Origin of the sequence: Rhodanobacter sp. Col0626, from assembly GCF_049994385.1 — a bacterium.
In the GTDB taxonomy this organism is placed as follows: Bacteria; Pseudomonadota; Gammaproteobacteria; order Xanthomonadales; family Rhodanobacteraceae; genus Rhodanobacter.
Genome location: NZ_CP188260.1, coordinates 254151 through 270516 on the forward strand (window position 1 = coordinate 254151; position 16366 = coordinate 270516).

Genomic DNA, 16366 nt, shown 5'->3' on the forward strand with positions numbered 1-16366 from the left:
TTCTCTAGACCATCGGGTCAGCGGCGTAGAACGGCGTGCTGAATCGATAGACGCCCTCATCGGAATCAATCGATGCCTGCCAGAGCAAGTTGCGCATATCCCATACGCGGTGCGGGCTCAGCCATTGGCCCAGACTGAACAGATTCTCCACGAAGCGGAACGGTGACTGGTTGTCATCGATTGTCTCTTCTGCGGCGCGTACAGGATAAATGGAAGCATATCCGACCGGGATCGGCACTAATCGTGCTGACCGGCGGCGCGCTCGCCATTCAATGCCCTCGGTTCGCGCTGAATCATCGGAAACTCCGTTTTGGGTAATCACGAGCGGTTCCACACGGCGACTGGAAAATTCCAACAGGACATCCAGGCTATTAACATTCGGGTGGACCTTCCGAAGCTGCGTCAAACGTTGGTCAAGCGCACCTTCGCGACTTACGAGCGCGTGTCCCGGAAGCAACTCCAGAGCAATTCTCCGACTAACCTTTTGCACACGTTCGCTGGATTCTGGCCACAGAATTAGCTCTGGCTTTGGGAGGCCCGAAAAGGAGATGTGCCCGCCCGCGAGTTGCAAGCTGTTGGTCACTTCCCAAGCACGGAGTGCGAAATGTTCAAGATCGCCTGGGTCAGTCATCGTCAAATTGTTAACGCCTAAAATGAGGCTGATCTCGAGATTTGCTCGTCCATCTCCGACGACACCTTCCAGATATTCAACATCGCCCAGCTTGCGTTGCAGGGCATTTAATACCCTGTAGCGCCCACGGGAAGGTCGGGAAACGCTTGCATCGAATGCATGGCTAATGATGCCGATGCCATCAAGGGTGACATCGAATTCATTCGCCAAGCATCGGCTGATGTCATGCTGAAGATCCATAAAGCTTGCTATGGATGGAAAGCCCCAAGTCAGGGGCCCTGAAATGGTGTCCACGTTCCACGCTTGGAGGTGTGGCAAGATGAGAAGTGCATCGGGCTCAATCACGATCATGCTCCAGAATCTCTATGAGATTTTCCAAGTCCTCCAGCAGATCCCTTTTCCATTTCCTCGTTCGGCTGTTGGGTGAAATACCGGGCTGGATAACCGCGAACAAGACCTCGGCGAGGTGTGACGCAAGTTCCCGTGGCCAAGCACTATTGAGTCGGCGTTCCCGAAAGGTCATGTCGTCTTTTGCACGGCGTGGGTCCAGCCAGAGAAGGATAAAATCTGGCAGATGACAATGAGGATCCTTGCTCCAGTTCGGAGGAAGGGTGTTACGGATCCGAAGAGCGTATTGAAGCGCCTCGTCGCAGATCGCAGCAGTCAGGCGCCGGCGCACCTCGCGGACAGCGCCCTTATGGCCGGGGCCTTGGGGTATGACTCGGCAAAATTCCTGGACGAGGTCCTGTGAGGCCTGATCCGTTCGAAGCCATTCATCAAAAAGAGATTCATTTTCGATAATTTGCTGGGTCTGTAGCTGCAGGGATGGCGGCGGCAGGGACGGCAATAGCCAGTTCTCACCATGACGCTTTCTATTCAGCAGACTGCCGTTCCGTGACTTGCTTCTACCCAGATTGCGGATCACGAGATCTGGGTACTCACGATAGCCTGTCGACGAAGGCTCTCTTTTCTTGTGAGCTCTGCGCGCGGCTACCGCCACTTCACTGAAATGGTCATCAAATATTATCTGATGCATCCGGTGCACCAAGGCCGTTGGAAACAACGGTAGTAGGTTGTGGTATTCGCCACCAAGTATGCGGAAACGGACTTGCCTTATGCGCACGGATGTCGCGATTCTTCCGGTATTGCTTAGTGCTAAGGCGAAGGAGTCGCGCCAAGATTGGGCGCGTCGCTTATCTGCAGAAAATGCTGCTTTGACCTCAAGGTCATCGGCTAATATTCGTTGAAGGAACGTTTTGCCGTCCTGTGCGAGATTTAAAAAATCTAGAACGTCAGCCGCAGTCGTGGGCCCGATCGCATCGATGGAATACGGATAGTCCAAACTATGCGTACCCACAAACCACGGTAGGCAATATTTCTTGTTAGTCATGCAAACATGCGGGCTGCGTGAGCCAACGTATGGTGGTTCAGTTGTGTGGGTGGCCAGCTGGATGCTTTTGACGTGACGTGCTGCATCGTCGAGCCAAGTGTCGATTTGATGTGACTTGATAAGCGCCGAACGTCTTTCGTGTTGGTGAGATGACAGTTGAATGAGCTTCGCCTGTAAGCACTCACCAACGAAGTCTTCAATTTGTTGACGCAGGGCTTGGGGTCGTTTGTAGACAGTGCAGGATTCGCTCATACACAGTGCTACGCACAGAGCATGCCATCACGCTGTTGATGCCTTTTATTGAAGTCTTGGCTCGACAAACACCTTGTGCGCACCACGCTGGTATGAGCATGCGGAGGCTGCCACTGGAACGTCGGATTGCAGTGTTGGAGAGCTGAGCGGTGACTTTTCATGTCGATACGCGACGGAGAAAACGGGGACGGAATGTCGCGAAGGTGGGATCAAGTGTCGCATCGAATACGAATGCGTTGTTCAAAAAGCCGATCCGTTCGCCATTGCAACCTGAGGTAAAAAACAGTTTTTGGAGCGTTGCGCGATGAAAGCGGTGACGCATGAAAATGGGTGTGATATACCTCGTCCCCTTTTCATTTCAACATGTCGGACATCATGTGGATGTTGGTGGTGATCGTAGTTATGCCGATGGCCACCTGCGACAGTTTGTCCCAAAGGTCAGAAGGCCCGATGAATCACATGGACACGTCGCGCATCACTCAGGAGCGCAGCTTCTGCACACATGGATGAACGGAAGCCTCGTGTGCCAGAAAACGTGATGTTTATCACGAAATACAAGCGATGTATGGCGCTCGATTGAAATCCGCGCCACTCCACTTGTCGATTTTACGCTCGCTGGCCCCTGCCGGCAGCGTTCATCTCATGAAGAATGCCTGCGCAGCGAATAGTCCTATTCGATCTATTGATCTATCTACAACCTCCGGTTATTCGCAGCCTCATGGCATTTCCTTTTGGAGGAAATACCCATATGGCTAATCCGAAAGGCAACAGAGTCAATTGCGTCGTGTTCAGTACGGCGTTGCTCGAACCTGGGCGAAGGACACTGGCGTACGGTCGGTGGATCTCCCCGATCGCCGATGTCTATCCCATTGGCGATGATCCCATTGATGCCTCGATCACCATGTACGATCTGGGGCAAATCACCATTGCACGTACATCATCGAGTCCGGCGCGATATGTGAGGAATCGTGATGGCGTCAGACATGGCCAGTTCGACGATTGTGCTCTTCTCCGGCTTTCCCAAGGTGGTGAGGTGAGAGGTGATTTTGGCGGGCCAGCCAATGTTGAGATTCACGAAGGCGATATCTACCTCAGCGATCTTTCGCAGGCCGTCGATCTTCAAGTCGGTAAAAGCGAACACCTTAATTTACTTGTTCCCAGGCGGGCGTTGGGAAGTGCAGGTCGATTGCTTCATGGGCGACTGTTACGGGAAGGGCGACTTCCGTGCCGAATGCTGACACGACATCTCTTGCACCTCTTTGAGCACGTGGCGGATCCTGGAAGGACACCTGCCTCGATCCTTTCCCAAACCACCTTGGCTGTCTTGCGCAAATGCCTGGGCACATCGCTCCGCGAGCAAGGCAGTCAACTGTGGGCAGAAACACTCCAGGCACGCGTCCTTGCACACATCGAATTGCAGCTCGGTGATGCAGAGCTTGGAGCGGCGACTTTGCAACGAAGATTCCATATATCGCGAACCCACCTTTACCGCCTCTTCGAGGGCGCCGGTGGCGTTGCGCACTGCATCCAGGAGAGGCGACTTCAGGCCGCATTCCAGATGCTAGATGGAGATACTAATAAAAGTATTTTGGAGATCAGTTCCGGCTTGGGATTTCACAGCGAGCGCCAATTCAAACGTGCGTTTCGTGCCCGCTTCGGGATCACGGCGAGCACAGTCCGTAGCGGTTTGTTCGAGCCGCAGCTTGGGTCAGCTGAAGAGTGAGATCCTCCTTTTAAGTGCGTGTGCGGGCAGCAGCGGCAAGTTGTGCACGTATAGCGGACATCATCTTGAAGCCAGGCACGATGCTGCGCCGCGGCCTCGTTTCGGGACGATTTGTCGTACACAACTTGCGGACATATTGACGCGTACCAGTTCACATTTTTGACTAAGCTCGAAAGTGGAACTACAGGGTCAATTTACAGGGGGCGGGTCTGGTGGTTGCGCAACGGTGTCGATCGCGACCTTGCGCGCCAAGCTGACTTCCACTTCCGCGACCTCCAATCATCCCTTCTATCGGTGTCGTCTGACGACCGGCCGACGGGCATCGCTGCGCCATATTTTCAGAGTGAGGACACCATGAACAGGATTTACAGCAAGATTTGGAGCAAATCGTTAGGCATGCTGGTGGTGGCCTCGGAGCTGGCCAATGCCAAGGGGAAAGGTGGTAGCTCGAAGCGACTGCGCAGCGCGGCATTGTCCTCGATGGCTCTCGGTTTGGCCTTGTCCATGGGTGCGGCGCATGCAGGCGATGTCTGCGATGACACGAGCATCGGTACTCCGCCAACAGCTACAGGCACCACTGCCTACGCCTGCGGTGATGGTGCCTCCGCTTCCGGAAACAACTCTCTAGCGTTGGGTACAACGGCACAAGCCGATGGCGCCAACGCGATTGCCATCGGGCTCAATGCCGAGGCTGCCAAGAGCAACGATGTGGCCCTGGGTAGTGGTGCCACGACAACGGGCTATGGAGGCAACATTGCGGTGGGCAGCGGCGCCAAGGCGACCAGCCAGGACGGTATCGCGATCGGCAGGTCCAGCGAGTCATCAGGTGCCAGGTCCACCGCGACGGGTATTGAGGCGCGCGCCACCGGTGCGTCCAGTGCCGCGTTTGGCGATAAGGCTTACGCGGAATATAACCAGTCGACGGCGATCGGTACTGCGGCGCATACGGGTGCCGCTGGCTCTACCGCTCTGGGTTCGAGTGCGAAAGCCAACGCCGCAAACAGCGTAGCACTGGGCTCGAACTCGGTCGCCAGCGAGGCCGACACAGTCTCGGTGGGCAGCGTCCTCGGCGGGCGTCGTGTCGTGAATGTGGCTGATGCCACCGCCGACCACGATGCCGTGAACAAGAGCCAGCTGGATGCGGTGTCCGGCGCAGTTGTTGAGGCGACACGCTACTTCCAAGCCAACTCGACTGACCCAGAGGCACGAGCCCTCGGCGTCAATGCGGTCGCGGTGGGACCGAACGCTGTGGCCCAAGGCAACTCCAGCGTGGCCATGGGTTGGGATGCACAGGCAGGCAACGATTACGCCATCGCGATGGGTTGGGCATCACGCGCCGAAGGCAGTCGCAGCATAGCGATGGGCGTGAACTCCTATGCCGATGGCGACTATGCGGTGGCCACGGGTGACCACGCGCGCGCCGAAGGCGAGAACAGTGTGGCCACCGGACACAAGAGCACGGCCAGCGGGGACTATGCGATCGCGGAAGGCTATGGCAGCGATGCGAGCGGCGACCGCAGTCTCGCCATTGGCGTCAATGCGACTGCCTCTGGCGCACACTCGGCAGCCATTGGCAATCGCGCCACAGCCAGCGGCAAGAACACCGTGGCCAGCGGTTACCAGGCGAGCGCTGGCGGCGACAACGATACCGTCACCGGTGCTCATTCCACCTCCGACGGCGATGCATCCGTGATTGGTCTCGGCGGCCACAATACCGTGACTGGCGCGGACAACCATGCCAGCGGCGGCTACAACACCCTGACCGGCAGCGGCAATCACGCCAAAGGGGATGGAAATATCGCCACGGGTTCGGCCAACGATCTGGACGGCGAGGCCAACGTCGCCACCGGCCTTGGCAATCGCACCGAAGGCTCGGGCAACATCTCCACTGGCCACCTCAACTTTGTCGATGGGTCGGGCAATATCGCGTCCGGCATGGTCAACCTGATTCAAGGTTCCGGCAATACGTCGACTGGTGTTGTCAACGTGACGATGGGTGACCAGAACCATGTCGTCGGCAATACCAGCATCGTCGGCGGCAACAGCAATCTGGTGCTAGGCAACAACAGCGGCGTGGGTATCGTGGAGAGCGACGAAGGCGGCTCGACGGTGGGTGAGGACGGCAACCACAACACCGTTGTCGGCGACGAAAGCCACGTTTTCGACGGCAATCGCAATCAGATCACCGGATCCGACAACCGCGTCGAGGCTGGCGACAAGAACATCGTGGCGGGTACTAACAGCGACGTTACGGACGGCGACCGCAACGCCCTTGCCGGCAACAACAATCACGTGACCGAGGCCTCCGGCAATGTGGTGTCGGGCAACTACAACCATGTGCACAAGGGCAGGGATAACAGCGTTATCGGCACCGACAACGAAGTGCGAAGAGCTAGTAATAACAGCGTCACTGGCCGCGAGAATGTTGTGGCGGAAGCCGGCGACAACAGCATTAATGGCAACGCCAATGTCGTGACGCAGGCCAGGGACAACGGTGTCGGCGGAAATACCAACACCGTGTCGAGGGCCAGCGGCAACAGCGTTAACGGCAACGAAAACGTCATCGCGCGGGCTCACAACAACAGCGTTGATGGCCACGCCAATGTCGTGACGCAGGCCAGGGACAACAGTGTCGGCGGAAATACCAACACTGTATCGAAGGCCAGCAGCAACAGCGTTAACGGTAACGACAACGTCATGGCGCAGGCTCACAACAACAGCATTGATGGCAACACCAATGCCGTGACGCAGGCCAGCAACAACAGCGTTAATGGCAACGCCAATACCGTGGCGCGCGCCAGCGGCAACAATGTCGGTGGCAACGCCAACCTCGTATCGAAGGCCCGCAACAACAGCATCACTGGTAATGGCAACGTCGTGTCGGAGGCCAGCGACAACGGCGTCACCGGCAACAGTAATGTCGTGGCACAGGCTAGCGAGAACAGCGTCACCGGCAGCAACAATGTTCTGGCAGCAGCCAGTGACGTCAGCGTAAGCGGTAACCACAACGTGCTGGCGGGTATCAGCGATACGTTCGTCGGTGGCAATCGCAACGTCATGGAAACGTCGACTAGCAGTGCGGTTATCGGCAATGACAACAACGTAGGCAACGCCGCGAACGCTTTCGTCGGCGGCAACGGCAATGTCGCTACCAACAGCACCAGCGGCATCGTCATCGGCCAGAACAGCACGGTTTCTGGGCTCAACAGCATTGCCATTGGTGCAGGTGCTCAAGCTGTCGGCGACCATTCGAATGCAATGGGAGATGGAGCCGCCGCTCAGGGCGAGAACGCCGTCGCGATGGGTCGCAACACTGTGGCTGGCGGTGCCGACAGCACGGCCATCGGCCAAGGTGCAGTGACTACGGGCGACTTTGGCACGGCGATCGGCGGCGGCGATATCGCTGATCCGACCAAAGCCAATACGTCGGGTCGCTTCGGCACAGCAGTAGGCTTCGCCTCGCAGGCCAAGGGCGTGGGTGATACCGCGATGGGCACGTACGCCAACACGGGCGATGCCAACACCGATGCGAACGACGACAGCTCGCACTCGTATCGCACGGCAGTGGGCTATGGCTCTTCGGCTACCGGCGACGCGTCGGTTGCGGTAGGCGCGTTCAACCATGCGACGGGCGCACGCAGTACAGCACTGGGCTATGCCGCCAACGCCAGTGCGTCCGACAGTGTGGCCCTGGGCTCGAACTCGGTGGCTGATGAAGCCAACACCGTTTCGGTGGGCAGTGCGACCAATCAGAGGAAGATCACTCACGTAGCGCAGGGCGACCTGTCCGACGGCAGCACCGATGCTGTGAATGGCGGCCAGCTCAAGTCGACAAACGACAGCGTGGGCCAGAACACGTCGGGTATCAGCGGTTTGGAAACACGGGTTACGACCACCGAGGGGAACATCACCGAGTTGGGCGACACGATGACGGCGGTGGCGGGCGATACCGGCGACACCTATGTAGCGGCGAACGGCCGCGGTGTGAAGTATGGCCGCACCAACGACACCGGCCTGGGCGAGGGCGATGCCCACGCCACGGGCGCGGGCTCGACGGCGACAGGCTTCAATGCCACGGCGGTGGGCGAGAACGCTGTCGCGATGGGTCGCAACACCGTGGCTGGCGGTGCCGACAGCACGGCCATCGGCCAAGGTGCAGCGACTACGGGCGACTTTGGCACGGCGATCGGCGGTGGTGATATCGCTGACCCAACCAAGGCCAACACGGCCGGTCGCTTCGGTACGGCGGTGGGCTTCGCCTCGCAAGCCAAGGGGGTGGGCGATACCGCGATGGGTACATACGCCAACACGGGCGATGCCAACACCGATGCGAACGACGACAGCTCGCACTCGTATCGCACGGCAGTAGGCTATCAGGCGTCAGCCACGGGTGATGCGGCCATGGCGATCGGCAGCTTCAACGAGGCGAGCGGTGCACGCAGCGTCGCAGTGGGCTTCAACGCCCATGCTACCCAAGATGACAGTGTCGCGCTGGGCTCGAACTCGGCCACCACGGTGGGCGCGCAGGCGAACTACACCGGCTATGCGGTGGGTGCCAGCAGCTCGACTGGCGAAGTCAATATTGGTGGTCGCAAGATCACAGGCGTAGCTGCTGGCGAAATCGACAGCGACGGTGCAAACGTGGCCCAAGTGAAGGCGGTCGACAGCAAGCTGGACAACCTGGCCGATGACGCTGTGCAGTACGACGATGCCAGCAAGGCATCGGTAACACTGGGTGGCACGGCATCGGCCGACGGCGGTGTCACTGGCGGCACGAAGCTCAACAACGTGGCGCAGGGTGAACTGGCCGATGGCAGCACCGATGCGGTGAACGGTACGCAGCTTAATGCCACCAACGAGAACGTGACGGCGCTGGGCGACACGATGACGGCGGTGGCGGGCGATACCGGCGACACCTATGTAGCGGCGAACGGCCGCGGTGTGAAGTATGGCCGCACCAACGACACCGGCCTGGGCGAGGGCGATGCCCACGCCACGGGCGCGGGCTCGACGGCGACAGGCTTCAATGCCACGGCGGTGGGCGAGAACGCTGTCGCGATGGGTCGCAACACCGTGGCTGGCGGTGCCGACAGCACGGCCATCGGCCAAGGTGCAGCGACTACAGGCGACTTTGGCACGGCAATCGGCGGTGGTGATATCGCTGACCCAGCCAAGGCCAACACGGCCGGTCGCTTCGGTACGGCGGTGGGCTTCGCCTCGCAAGCCAAGGGTGTGGGCGATACCGCGATGGGTACATACGCCAACACGGGCGATGCCAACACCGATGCGAACGACGACAGCTCGCACTCGTATCGCACGGCAGTAGGCTATCAGGCGTCAGCCACGGGTGATGCGGCCATGGCGATCGGCAGCTTCAACGAGGCGAGCGGCGCGCGCAGCGTGGCGGTGGGCTTCAACGCTCATGCCACCCAAGACGACAGTGTCGCGTTGGGTGCTGGTTCGGTGACGACCGTTGGTGCACAGATCGACTATCAGGCCTATCGCTTGGCTGCGCTCCAGTCATCGGTCGGCGAAGTGGCGATTGGCACTGCCGACGGTCAACGCAAGCTGACCGGCGTGGCCGCCGGCAGTGCTGACACCGATGCGGTGAACGTTGGTCAATTGAAGGAAGTCGGCGAGCAAGTCGACCAAAACACCACCGATATCGCCAGCATCCAGGGTGACGTTGATGATATCGCCAACGGCGCTGCAGGCCCGTTCCAAGTCAACCAGAGTGGCAACTCGGTGGCGCCGCAGGCGTCTGGAGAGAACTCCGCCGCCGGTGGTGCCGGTGCAGTGGCATCGGGCGACGGCAGCCTGGCCGTCGGCAATGGCAGCACGGCTGCTGGCAATAGTAGTACGGCATTGGGCAATGGCGCGCAGGCTAACCAGGGCGGTGACGTCGCGCTAGGTTCCGGTTCCGTTGCCGATCGTGGTGCCGAAAGCTATACGGGCAAGTACTCCGATGCTCAGAACAACACGGCGGGCACAGTGTCCGTGGGTTCGGTCGGGAACGAGCGCACGATCAGTAATGTGGCCGATGGCAAGAACGCAACTGATGCGGTGAACTTGCGTCAGCTCGATGGAGCCGTGGCTGAAGCGAAGGACTACACCGATACGCAGATCGGTAATGTCAGCGCCGCAGTGAGCGATGTGGACGGCCGTGTCACCCAGAACACGGGTGACATTACCAAGCTGCAGAATGGTACGGATGGCTATTTCCAAGTCAACAATACCGATGCGAAGGCTAAGCCGAAAGCCACTGGAAGCAATGCAATGGCTGCCGGTGCCGGGGCAGCGGCTTCAGGTGTTGAAAGCATTGCCTTGGGCACGGACGCCATGTCGACTGGGGCAAACAGTGTCGCCCTGGGGACGGACTCGGTTGCCGATCGTGACAACAGCGTATCTGTTGGATCGGCGGACCAGACTCGTCAGATCACTAACGTAGCGGCCGGTACTGAAGCTACTGATGCAGTGAATATGAGCCAGCTGCAGGCGTCGCAAGCTGGAGCAGTGCAGTACGACACCACCGTCAATGCTGATGGAACCGTCAGCGTGGACCGCGGCAATGTCACGTTCAATCGCGGTGGCGATGCCACCGTCGTGCATAACGTAGGTGCCGGCACTGCCAGCACCGATGCGGTTAACGTGGGGCAGCTGAATGATGGCCTCACGAAGGCAATGGATTGGTCCAAGAGCTATACGGACCAGCGCTTTGATGGTCTCAATCGGCAACTGAACCAGATTGGCAGTCGCGCGAATGCGGGTGTGGCTTCGGCCATGGCCATGGCGGGACTGCCGCAGGCCTATCAACCCAATCAGAACGCAGCGGCAGTGGCAGTAGGTAACTTCCACGGCGAAACGGCCCTGGCGGTGGGTTTGTCCACCATCTCCGAAAGCGGACGTTGGGTCTACAAACTCAATCTGACTACCAACACCCGCCAGGATACCGGCGCCAGTGTGGGTGCAGCGATGGTCTGGTAATTGGCTGACAAGGCGAGCGGTTTCCGAAAAATTGGAGCCGCTCGGCTTTCCTGTTTGCTACTCGTTCGAAACACGAACAGATATCGAAACTTATCTGAATATCGATGGGTCCCGAAGGCGATTGAGAAACTCTTCTTGATTCCTTACATAACAGGTCCAAGTTTGCGTGCCGCTAACTCGGTAGTGACGTGCGCACCTAAGCGCATGACGGGCGTGCTTATCAATCTGGTCCTAACCTGCGGAGTGTGCATCGCGATGCTTGGTTCATTGCCCGCCCGAGCTGCGGATGGGCGCATCAACTTCAGTGGCGCAGTGGTGGTCCCCACCTGCGCGATTGCCCTTGAACAGACTATCATCCGGTCGGCAGCCGTCATGTCCCAGCAGAGGGGCTGTCCAAGTTCCGGAAGGTCGGCCATCGCCGGCGCGTACATGCTGAGGGTGACTCATCTGTCGCCGCATAGCCCTGACCACCTGCTCAGCTACTTCGCCAGCTATACGCAGGCCATCAATGCACATGGTGGTTCGGCACAGCTGGTTACCCTGATCTACGACTGATCAGGACAGGTCGGTTTGGCATCGCGTTTAAGTTATTGGCGACTTGATCGTGGCGTGGGTCGACACTGCCAACCTTCGCAAAGAGATGTTTATTTCGTCGAGTAACGGTCGCTCCTGTCCGAGGAAGTGGTTCTGCACGCTAACTATCGATAGTTCTTGCACTGATGGAGTTACTTGCGATCGCGGCCCGCTGATATTTTGGAGGTTGGTTGGATGTTCAAGAAAATGCTTTTCGCGGCGTTGTTGACGGTTACATCGATTGTTTATGCGCAGTCTTCAATGGTCCCAACAACCCCGCATGGGGTTGATAGGTCGTTGTCGGCGCTGACGCAGGATCAGCAGATGCAGATCAGGGATCAGGTCGAAACGCTAGCGCAAGATTCCTTGAGGATTGTCCAGGCTATCGACCATGGTCAGTTGGGCATGGTGTGGGACAAGGCGTCCAGTGTGGCGAAGATGTTCAAGCGTGCAGACTTTGTGCGAAAGATCTATATCGACCGGAGCAAACTCGGCGCACCCTCTTTCCGTAAACAGGTGGCTATCACCTTTTCTCAGTCGAAAGGAGGTGAGGTGCCGGCTGGACTTTACATCAGCGTCGACTATTCGACCCAGTTCGCGAGAGAAAATAAGCCGGTACGGGAGCTGGTTTCGTACCACTTGGACAATGACAAGGTCTGGCGCGTGTCCGGCTATAGCGTGCGTTGATTCGCGCGTTTTCTCGCTGTTACTTTTTAGAAACAAAAATTCGCGAGGAGACGGAATTGATGCAAAAAAGCCGAAGCAGACGCATAAATTCCAAAAAAGAAGAGGCATATCTTGTTGTTGCCGATCGTGGCTCGGATGAGGGGCGCCGCCTTGTTCGTATCAGCCGGAACCCAGATCTCAAACCCCAAGGCTTGCTGTGGTGCGAAATGGTCCCAAGAGTGGTTGTGGAGATGATGGAGGCTCGGGGAAGGTATATCTGCGCCTTCTCATTCCCTCGTAATGGGACCACGAAAGGTCATACCGAAATTGCTGTCACCGACAGCCTACATGATCTGGAGTACGGGCTCGTGCCACGGATGATCCGCTCCGTTCCGTCCCAGGTGGTGGTCGACATGCAGTTGTCGCTCTCCCCGAATGAAGCGGAAGACATTCGCGATGCAATCGCACTTGCCACGAGCGTCGCGGTCTGATCTGAAGCTCACTTTAGTAGTCGGTTCGCATTGAAGATCGTAGAGGTTTCGATCTCGAGATGCACAATTGGCACCCCATCCTGTCAAGGCTTGATGTCAAGAAGACTCTCCATCCGGGCCAAGGGCGCGTTTTTGTTGTGCCGCACCTTCATATGCGGCAGCAGACGCAAGCTTCGAGATCTGAAATTGCCAACGACATTTGTGGCCCGCCGCCCACGATGACTTCTGTGATGACGACCACGAAGAGCACCGATTTAACGGTCACGTGCTTCGGTGGCAGTCATTCCGTAATGCGAGCGGAACGCACGCTGGAACTGCCGCTCATTAGTGAATCCATACTGGAAAATGACCTCTGAAATTGTTTGCTCTGGGTGATCGCGGAGTGCGCGAAAGGCCGCTTCAAGACGCCTTTCGCGGATGTGATGCTGAATCCCACCGAGGTCTGCGAAGAGTCGGTAAAGCTGAGTTCGCGATATCCTGAACCGACCTTGCAATGTGGCAGCGCTCAACTCGGCATCTCCAATCTGAGCATCGATATATGCCAGCATGCGTGCTCGCACGCGTTCTGACCACAGATGGCTGCCGTGTTCGCGCATGGCTATCTGAAAGCAGCGCTTCATTACACCAATAGTCGCCTGAGCGACAACTGGAGTGTGCGCGTTATCGAGACTCGGAAGCATCTCGACAAGACGAAGCAGATGTTGTGTGAGCATCCGACAGGGAAGATGCTCCTTTCGCAAAATTTGCCCGTGCAAGGGTCGAACGGATTCTCCGAGAAGTCGGCGTGGAACCAGGAGATTGACATGTTTACCGTTGTCGACAAGCAGATCGACCGGCTGTGACAAATCACTCAGGTAGATATCCCCCGTCTTTATCTGCAGACAGGAATCTTTACCAAAGTTTCCTCGAACCTCTCCGCCCTGGGAAAGCCTCAGAAGTAGGCGATCGTTGAATTCGCTCCGTTCCATGACTCTCTCGTCGCGACAATAGCGGGCGGAACTTGTGGAAGAGCGTGCAATGATCAATTCACCAAGGTCGTAAGCAGCGATGGAGACATCCATCGGTTTATTGTCAGTTGCATGGATGTCAGCAACTGAGCTGATCCATTGACGAAAGGCACGTGTACGGAGCCTTGGCTCCATGAGTGCCGTGTTGAACATGGTGCAACTGGTATGAGCGCCGATCTCAGACTCCAAGGTGCCGCCTCCATGGGACAGAGCACCTACATGGCACATTGCGTGCCACGGATTTACAACGCTATCAAGTTCGCCAAGACCCTAGCCTGTACGCGGGAATGGCGTTCTTTGCAGAGAGGCGGACACCACGTCACCTGCTGGGCGAGGTGGCGAAAAGTGCCCAGGTACGACGAAAAAAATGGGGACGAAGCGTCGCGGGCGACGGGACAGATTGTCGCGTCGACAGGTAAGTACACGCTTACGATGCTGCACGCATGCGTCGAGCTGAGGCGATGCAAGAAGGCGAATCGCGGAAGTGACGCGATGAAACTGCCTTGATAAGCAAGGTACCCAAGTTAGTCACTGAATTTTGTGAACTTGATCGCACTCATTGGAACCGGCAGGGAAATTGCGAATGAAAACACACCATCAGATCCGCCAGCGAATGCCTCTGATGCTCGCCGGGGTGACATTGGCTTTGCTTGGCTGGGTAGCCGACGTGCACGCCAACGGCTATGGCGAGAACACGTCATGGCAATTCCAGACTACAGCCGACAAGGCCAACATGGCAGCAATTGCCGACCTGATCCAGCGCAAGAAAGGTGGCTACTACAACTCTTTCGGAAGTACGTACAACACCACCAATGTCACAAACATCGGTCACCAGACCAACTGCAACGTGTCTGGAACGTCGGCAGGCAACAGTGGCAGCAATGGCATGACCGGTAGTGCTTCGTCACCCGTGGTCAGTAATACCGGTTCGACCAGCGCCAGCACAACCGGAAACAGCAGCACTGACAACGGTGAAGGCGGCCTCGGCCACACGGATAACCAGCAGGACAACAGCGGCTCGCTGGGCTCTGGGGTGAATGGATCTTCGACTAATACCAGTTCGGGTTCGATTAGCGCTGGTGGCGGCCAGAACAGCCAGGTGCTCAATTCGGACCAGACCAACAACGGTTCGCAATCCGTAAGCATGGACGGCAACACCGCCTGTGCGTTGGCCGGCACTGGCGGCGCACTGAACTGACAACGATAGGCGACGGCGCTTCAGCGCGGAGTCGCAGGGGGTCTACGTGATTGCAAGGTTTGTAAAAGTGGCGGTGCTTGCTGCCGGCGTGATTTTGACAGGTTGCGCCAGCGAACATGCCCGGCGTTTGGCACCGGATGAGGCACCCGTGGTGATGGGTTCGCGCGTGCGGGCCAACACCACGCCGCTCGAGTCGGCGTTTGGCTGTCTGGCCCGCGGTATCGAGGCGCGGCGGCAGCCTCAACTAGCCATCGCGGTTGGTGATGTCAAGGACTATACCGGGCGTTACAGCCAGCAGGAGGGCAGCACCATCACTCAGGGCGGGCCTCTGATGGTCTATACGGCACTGGGCAAGCTAGGCCCGGCGATCCGTGTGGCCGAACGCTTTGATACTCGCATTGCCGAGCTGGAACTGGCTTATATCGACCGCCGTCAGTTGGGTGATGGCGACGACCACGTGCTTGACAGTGGCAAGGGAAAGAGTCAGGTGCCTTGGGTTCCGTACTTTGGCGGCAGCATCCTGCGTTCGGACTACTACATCATCGGTGGCATCACCGAGTTGAATTACAACATTCAGTCCGGTGGTTTCGAGTTTGCCATCAACAACAGCGGGATCAAGAATCGTACCTACACCATGAATATCGGTGTGGATCTTCGCATCGTCGATACGAAATCCTTGCGCGTGGTGAAGACAGTCAGTCTGGAAAAGCAGATCACCGGATACGAAGTAGGAGCGGACACGTTCCGGTTCTTTGGCAATCGCTTGTTCGATGTAAATGTGGGCGCGAAGAACCAGGAGCCACTGCAGCTGGGTGTGCGTACCGTACTTGAGCAGGGCACGCTGGAATTGGTGGGAGCCGTGGCAGGAAGTCCGGTCAACGCTTGCATCCAGAACGCTGAAGCTTCACGCGAAACGGCCAGCGGGACATCGTCTCCGATGCCCTCTACAGGTCAGGATTGCCCTATCACTCCGGGGCCTGCAGAGACCTGTGTTGCCAACCATGCATCCATGGGGCCGAAGCCTTTGGGGCGGACGGCTGTCAACGCCGCGGAGGCGCAATCCGGCATCCCACAGAATGGCGGTGCCGCTATCCAGGCTGGAACGCTGTATCAGGTGCCTTTCGATTTTGGCAGCACTGCACTTGGTGCGCCAGCGGTCGCTGCTATCGAAAAGATCGTCGGCGAGGCTGCTCAAGGGAGCGCGGTGAACATCCAGGTGACCGCCCATGACAGCGAGAACTGGGCGCCGCAGAAGCGCCAGGACATGACCAATGCCCGCATCGGTGCGATCACTGATGCCTTGGTGCAGCGTGGTGTTCCGAACTCGCGCATTCGGACGACATGGGTGCCGTCGCTGAGCGACACCGGCATTACACACGACGGTGCCGGTTACCAGATTTTCGCGAAGCTGGAAATTACCCAGCCATGACATGAACCAAGTATGCAGTTCG

10 protein-coding genes are annotated in these 16366 nt (G+C 57.9%); 7 read left to right on the forward strand and 3 right to left on the reverse strand.

The annotated features are described in order from the left end of the window. Positions 1-4: 4 nt before the first annotated feature. Positions 5-982, reverse strand: a complete 978-nt coding sequence (locus ACPPVV_RS01075) for a type I-F CRISPR-associated protein Csy2 (protein ID WP_426701637.1) — start codon at positions 980-982, stop codon at positions 5-7. Beyond that, positions 969-2273: a type I-F CRISPR-associated protein Csy1 gene (gene csy1, locus ACPPVV_RS01080; protein ID WP_426701638.1), complete on the reverse strand. Its 1305-nt coding sequence runs from the start codon at positions 2271-2273 to the stop codon at positions 969-971. Before csy1 ends, ACPPVV_RS01075 begins: the two co-directional genes overlap by 14 nt. A gap of 748 nt (positions 2274-3021) precedes the next feature. Here csy1 and ACPPVV_RS01085 point away from each other — a divergent pair. From ACPPVV_RS01085 to ACPPVV_RS01105, 5 genes are all read left to right on the forward strand, one after another. Then, on the forward strand, positions 3022-3996 hold the full coding sequence (locus ACPPVV_RS01085) for a helix-turn-helix domain-containing protein (RefSeq protein ID WP_426701639.1): 975 nt from the start codon (positions 3022-3024) through the stop codon (positions 3994-3996). A 354-nt stretch (positions 3997-4350) separates the two neighbouring features. Continuing rightward, on the forward strand, positions 4351-10980 hold the full coding sequence (locus ACPPVV_RS01090) for a YadA-like family protein (RefSeq protein ID WP_426701640.1): 6630 nt from the start codon (positions 4351-4353) through the stop codon (positions 10978-10980). Between the two features lie 429 nt (positions 10981-11409). Then, the gene (locus tag ACPPVV_RS01095) at positions 11410-11535 is read left to right on the forward strand and encodes a hypothetical protein (RefSeq protein WP_426701641.1); all 126 of its coding nucleotides are present in this window, start codon (positions 11410-11412) and stop codon (positions 11533-11535) included. 213 nt (positions 11536-11748) lie between these two features. Continuing rightward, the gene (locus tag ACPPVV_RS01100; protein ID WP_426701642.1) at positions 11749-12240 is read left to right on the forward strand and encodes a DUF4019 domain-containing protein; all 492 of its coding nucleotides are present in this window, start codon (positions 11749-11751) and stop codon (positions 12238-12240) included. Between the two features lie 59 nt (positions 12241-12299). Then, a complete protein-coding gene (locus tag ACPPVV_RS01105; protein WP_426701643.1) occupies positions 12300-12710 on the forward strand; it encodes a hypothetical protein in 411 nt (136 codons plus the stop codon). Between the two features lie 254 nt (positions 12711-12964). Here the strand turns inward: ACPPVV_RS01105 and ACPPVV_RS01110 are convergent, their stop codons facing one another. After that, positions 12965-13870 carry a helix-turn-helix domain-containing protein gene (locus tag ACPPVV_RS01110; RefSeq protein WP_426701644.1) on the reverse strand — a complete coding sequence of 302 codons (906 nt, stop codon included), beginning with the start codon at positions 13868-13870 and terminating at the stop codon, positions 12965-12967. A gap of 430 nt (positions 13871-14300) precedes the next feature. Between ACPPVV_RS01110 and ACPPVV_RS01115 the strand changes: the two genes are divergently transcribed. Then, positions 14301-14915 (forward strand): hypothetical protein, encoded by a 615-nt coding sequence (locus ACPPVV_RS01115; RefSeq protein WP_426701645.1) that lies wholly within the window; start codon positions 14301-14303, stop codon positions 14913-14915. A gap of 46 nt (positions 14916-14961) precedes the next feature. Next, on the forward strand, positions 14962-16344 hold the full coding sequence (locus ACPPVV_RS01120) for a CsgG/HfaB family protein (RefSeq protein ID WP_426701646.1): 1383 nt from the start codon (positions 14962-14964) through the stop codon (positions 16342-16344). The last annotated feature ends 22 nt before the right edge of the window (positions 16345-16366 follow it).

Excerpts from the sequence above, each read along its gene's own strand:
- ACPPVV_RS01075 (WP_426701637.1), bottom strand. The coding sequence starts at position 982 with ATGATCGTGATTGAGCCCGATGCACTTCTCATCTTGCCACACCTCCAA.
- csy1 (WP_426701638.1), bottom strand. The coding sequence starts at position 2,273 with ATGAGCGAATCCTGCACTGTCTACAAACGACCCCAAGCCCTGCGTCAA.
- ACPPVV_RS01085 (WP_426701639.1), top strand. The coding sequence starts at position 3,022 with ATGGCTAATCCGAAAGGCAACAGAGTCAATTGCGTCGTGTTCAGTACG.
- ACPPVV_RS01090 (WP_426701640.1), top strand. The coding sequence starts at position 4,351 with ATGAACAGGATTTACAGCAAGATTTGGAGCAAATCGTTAGGCATGCTG.
- ACPPVV_RS01095 (WP_426701641.1), top strand. The coding sequence starts at position 11,410 with ATGCTGAGGGTGACTCATCTGTCGCCGCATAGCCCTGACCACCTGCTC.
- ACPPVV_RS01100 (WP_426701642.1), top strand. The coding sequence starts at position 11,749 with ATGTTCAAGAAAATGCTTTTCGCGGCGTTGTTGACGGTTACATCGATT.
- ACPPVV_RS01105 (WP_426701643.1), top strand. The coding sequence starts at position 12,300 with ATGCAAAAAAGCCGAAGCAGACGCATAAATTCCAAAAAAGAAGAGGCA.
- ACPPVV_RS01110 (WP_426701644.1), bottom strand. The coding sequence starts at position 13,870 with ATGTTCAACACGGCACTCATGGAGCCAAGGCTCCGTACACGTGCCTTT.
- ACPPVV_RS01115 (WP_426701645.1), top strand. The coding sequence starts at position 14,301 with ATGAAAACACACCATCAGATCCGCCAGCGAATGCCTCTGATGCTCGCC.